Annotated in this window: 5 protein-coding genes; 4 read left to right on the top strand and 1 reads right to left on the bottom strand. The window is 49.6% G+C overall.

Annotation, left to right across the window (positions count from 1 at the left end; translation table 11 throughout):
* Positions 1–825 (bottom strand): DUF2279 domain-containing protein (locus tag HKN79_06335; GenBank protein NNC83177.1); only part of this gene is annotated, 825 nt, incomplete at its 3' end.
* A gap of 164 nt (positions 826–989) precedes the next feature.
* On the opposite strand from HKN79_06335, the gene HKN79_06330 reads away from it, so the two are divergent.
* The 4 genes from HKN79_06330 to HKN79_06315 all read left to right on the top strand — a co-directional run.
* Complete coding sequence (locus tag HKN79_06330) at positions 990–2,147, top strand: PDZ domain-containing protein (GenBank protein ID NNC83176.1); 1,158 nt, start codon at positions 990–992, stop codon at positions 2,145–2,147.
* 99 nt (positions 2,148–2,246) lie between these two features.
* Positions 2,247–2,699 (top strand): SRPBCC family protein, encoded by a 453-nt coding sequence (locus HKN79_06325; protein ID NNC83175.1) that lies wholly within the window; start codon positions 2,247–2,249, stop codon positions 2,697–2,699.
* Positions 2,693–3,298: a pyridoxamine 5'-phosphate oxidase family protein gene (locus HKN79_06320; GenBank protein ID NNC83174.1), complete on the top strand. Its 606-nt coding sequence runs from the start codon at positions 2,693–2,695 to the stop codon at positions 3,296–3,298. Before HKN79_06325 ends, HKN79_06320 begins: the two co-directional genes overlap by 7 nt.
* 55 nt (positions 3,299–3,353) lie before the next feature.
* Positions 3,354–3,936 (top strand): YceI family protein (locus HKN79_06315; GenBank protein ID NNC83173.1); only part of this gene is annotated, 583 nt, incomplete at its 3' end.

Here is a 3,936-nt window from a genome sequence, read left to right as displayed (position 1 = left end):
CTGCAGCACGAGGGCCGGGAGGGGCCATTTGATGAATCCGAGTGCCTTGAGCACGGTCTTCATGCCTTTCTTCTGAGTAGGTATGCGCCATAGATCCAGATCCGGGCCGAAATAGAATTGCCTTTGTTGCTGGTAGTAGATGGAAGAAAGCGGATGGACCAAAAGCGCATCATCACGAGCAGTGACCATCCCATCTCCGCCATATCCGACAGCCAGATTCACCCACTTCGGGAAGCGACTTTCTTCGGATAGAAAAGAATGGATATTGGCGCTCAACCAGTAGGTCTGCCCATTATAGTCTTTCAATAGCTCCTCATTCCAGCCATCCCCGAGTGTTCCGGGACGCAGAGGGGCGTAGTCCGTTTGTTTGAAAGAGAATTTGAGCATCACCCGTTGTTCATGCCAAGCGGCATCCTGTGCCACGAGCATCCCCATGCCCAAGGTATTGGCGATCATGTCCCCACTGGAGAAACCCCATTCGTCTGAGAAGCCATCCAGCACTTCTACCGAGGAGAGGAAGAACCATCCCAAGCCCCCTCCATACCATCTGGACTTCACCTCATCGACCCCGGCCCATCGCAAGGCGTCCATTCCCACCAGACCCACGTAGTAGGCCGTCACCACATGACCGACCTTATCCATTTGTAGCCACTCCGCGTTATCATTGAAATGATGGAATGAGGACCGCGGGAAGTCACGATACCACAGTCGATCGAGTGCGATCAGGGTTCCGGTATAAAGGACCGCTTCTGTCCCGATGACCAAGCTCAGTTTGCCTTTGTCCACGGCTGATCCTACCCGGAGACTATCCTGACTAAGGACCATCTGCGTGCACAGAAGTACTGATATGATTGCGACCACCTTCCTCAAAACCAACCCAAAGATATCCTTGCCTACCGCTTATCAGCCATTAACGTTCTTTCACAGATTTTAACACGCTTCTCAGGACATGTGCTTTAATTTTGATTCAATCAAAAACCCATCAGGTCATGAAGCAGTTCTTAGTTTTCCTATCAGCATTCCTATTCATCGCATCAGCGGGCCTGGCCCAAGAGAAGGCGAAGATCACCATACGTAAGAATGTGGATGGTGAAGAGACGGTCACTGAACGTGAAGTCGACATCGATGATATAGAAGATCTTGAGAAATTCTTGGAAGATGAAGGTATCGATATAGACATAGATATCGATTCAGATGGCAATTCGCGCGTGCTGGAAGTCATCGTAGATGAGGAGTCAGAGAGCGAGCCCTTCCGCTTTCAGGCAGGGTGTCATACCCAGACACGTGCATTCCTGGGTGTATATGGAGATACCTATGAAGAAGGAGGAGGCGCTAAAGTGACCGAAGTGATCGAGGGCACCTCGGCCGAGGACATGGGTCTACAGGTCGATGATATCATCACAGCTTTCAACGGTGAGGAGATCAGCAGTTTCGGTGACCTGCGTGAGGCCGTATTGGATGCAGAGGCCGGTTCAGAGGTCGAGATCATTGTCCAACGCAATGGTAAACGCAAGAAGATCAAAGGAGACGTAGGTGAAAAAGACCACTCAGATAATCCGCACTTCTGGATGAAAGGCAATGACTTCCACTATGAATTCGATGAGGAAAAACTAGAAAGCCTTCTGGAAGACCTCGAGATCAAACTGGAAGGATTCAAAGACGGAGAGAACTTCCATTTCGAATTCGATTCAGAGGATTGGGAAGAATGGTCGCAGGAACTGGAGAAGAAGATGGAAGCTTGGGGTGAAGAGTTCGGTGAGGAATTCTCTGAGCAATACGAAGACTCCTATCGTACACGTACGGTCGTGATCATCATGGAAGAGATCAGTTCAGAAGAATTGGAAGAGGTCAACGAGAATGCTGAACCCAAGCTCAGAACGGATAATGACCTTGATTTGGCTGCTTTGCGCTTCTTCCCCAATCCTGGAGATGGCAATTTCGAGTTGAGTTTCGAAACACCCGATCAAGGGGATCTCAACCTCATGATATTCGATGCCCAAGGCAAGAAGGTATACTTCGAGATGCTTGGTGATTTCCAAGGAAGATATGAGAACGAGATAGATATCAGCCGCAGACCGGCCGGTAACTACTTCTTGCAGATAGAACAAGGCGGAAAGACCTATAGCAAGAAGATTGTCAAAGAATAGGTTCGTTTGGTTGATCAGAGTAAAGGCCGGGACTATCTCATAGCGTTCCCGGCCTTTCCCTTTTCTGTAAATTCGGTTACAACCCTCAATTGATTCGATATGAAATATCACGTAGCCATCGACCTCGACCTTTCCCGTGACAAGGTCATCGAACTATTCATGAACGGAGAGAATGCCTATCACTGGCAGGAAGGATTAGAGAGCATGCATGTGATAGAAGGCCAACCAGGAGAAGTAGGGTCAAAGACAGAATTGCATTTCAAATTAGGCAAGCGGGAGATCACTTTACTGGAGACCATAACCCATAAGGATCTCCCCGAGAGATTCGATGGCACCTATGAGATGGACGGCACCTGGAACCTAGTGCAGAACAGATTCATCGAATTAGGACCAGATCGGACTCGGTGGGAAGGGGATGTCGAGTTCAAATTCAAAGGATTCATGAAAGTCATGGGATGGCTCATGCCGGGTATGTTCAAGAAACAGTCCATGAAATACCTGACCAATTTCAAGGCCTTTGCTGAAGAAGGAAAAAGCGTAGCGCAATCATGAAGATAGAAACAGAGCAGGAATTGCGCGCATTGTACAAACAGCCTTCGGAGCGGGCCGCTAAGAAGTGCCTACCTCGGCTGGACCCTCATGCTACCCGCTTCATCCAGCGCTGCCCATTTGCCATCATTGCCACCTATGACTCATCGGGACGACTGGATGCATCGCCTCGTGGGGGAAGGCCGGGATTCATACACGTAGTCGATGAGCAGACCCTGCTGGTCCCTGATGCCAAGGGAAACAACAGACTGGATAGCTTGACCAACATCCTACAGACAGGCAGGATCGCATCGCTCTTTCTCATTCCCGGAATGGATGAGACCTTACGCCTGAATGGCCATGCAGAAATCCGGACGGATGCCGAGCTATTGGTTCATTTCGCTTCGGAGAAGAATCCTCCTATATCGTGCATACAGGTGCATGTGGAGGAGGTCTTCCTACACTGTGCAAAGGCCTTCATGCGATCACGACTTTGGGATAACGATACACAGATCGACCGAAGCGAATTCCCACCGCTCGGACAGATGTTGACCGATCAACTGAACATCCCCAATACCGAGAGCGATGAAGAGATGCTCGAGCGCTACAAGAAGGAGCTCTGATCTCCACTTATCCGATAGATCCTTCTGGAATCCTGTCTATATGTACCTTGAACCCATGCTCAGATATGTTTGCATAGCCATCATCGTACTCTTGACCGCTTGCCAGTCTGATGATCGTGTCAGGGAAGCCAACCCGGAAGAATCGCAACCAACCGCAGTTCGGTCTTTCAATCCGGGTTCTTTGGTGGGTCATCATTACTTCATGGACGAACAGCACTCCTATCTGGGATTCAAGATCAAGTACTTCGGCTACAGTCCGGTCAGAGGCCGTTTCGATGTATTCGATGGCACCCTCTTCTATGACCCTGAGTATCCAGCGGCCACCTCAGCTACGGTATTTATAGATGTGAGCAGTATCCATACCGGTCAGGAGCGAAGAGATGAGGATCTTCTGCGAGAAGACACCTGGTTCGATGCGGTGGATCATCCCTATATATCATTCTACAGCACTGAAGCGATTCCTTATGAGAATGGCAGTTTCGACTTGATAGGTGAGATCACCGTCAAAGGCATCTCTCGAATGGACACTTTGTCCTTTGATCGACCCACCGACATTTCCCGGGATTGGGCGGAGAACGAGCAAGTGGATTTCTCAGGTAAGATGACCATCGACCGACAGGATTTCGAGGTGTTCGGAG

The organism is Flavobacteriales bacterium (assembly GCA_013001705.1).
Lineage (GTDB): Bacteria > Bacteroidota > Bacteroidia > Flavobacteriales_D > JABDKJ01 > JABDLZ01.
The sequence above is the reverse complement of the archived record's forward strand: the minus strand, read 5'-3'. Positions and strand labels throughout refer to the sequence as shown.